The organism is Vibrio sp. Y176, assembly GCF_033438945.1.
Genome location: NZ_JAWOQS010000807.1, coordinates 1 through 602, shown reverse-complemented (window position 1 = coordinate 602; position 602 = coordinate 1). Strand labels below are relative to the sequence as shown.

The 602-nt window shown below is 46.0% G+C and carries 1 protein-coding gene and 1 pseudogene; one reads left to right on the top strand and one right to left on the bottom strand.

The annotated features are described in order from the left end of the window. Positions 1-262, top strand: a pseudogene (locus R7O13_RS28770) (anaerobic C4-dicarboxylate transporter); the annotation flags it as partial. Positions 263-350: 88 nt separating this feature from the next. Here R7O13_RS28770 and R7O13_RS28765 read toward each other — a convergent pair. After that, a partial coding sequence (locus tag R7O13_RS28765; RefSeq protein ID WP_318305448.1) for an NYN domain-containing protein occupies positions 351-602 on the bottom strand: 252 nt, incomplete at its 5' end.

Genomic DNA, 602 nt, shown 5'->3' with positions numbered 1-602 from the left:
AACGGCTCGTATGATGCTGCCTGTTGGTCTTGGCTTGGGTCTAGATCCTGCACTGCTTATCGGCCTAATGCCAGCGGTGTACGGTTACTTCTTTATTCCGAACTACCCTTCTGATATCGCGACAGTGAACTTCGATACATCAGGTACAACTAAGATTGGTAAGTGGTACTTCAACCACTCATTTATGTCGGTAGGTTTGATTGGTGTGATCGGCGCGTGTTGTTTAGGTTACGTACTAGGACAAATCATCATTCCTTCATAAACAACCTGTAAAGTAAGATTGGAAGTCGAGTCATTGTACGCATAAGTACAGCCTGAATGACTCGCCTTTTCTTTGTCTAGTCTGATGCTTACAGCAAGAAATCATCATCAATCGCGACGAAATTATCAGCACAATCAATCAAGGTTTGCGAGGTTAACCTTGGTACACCATAGACGGTGACCTTCTTGTTGTAGCGCTGCTGAATACGTTCCACCAGCAAACTGAAGTCGCCATCACCAGAAACCAAAATCACGCGGTCAACATCAGGTGCAATCTCAATCGCATCGAGCGTGATACCGACATCGCAATCCCCTTTGGCGCTGCCATCTCGACGCTGAAT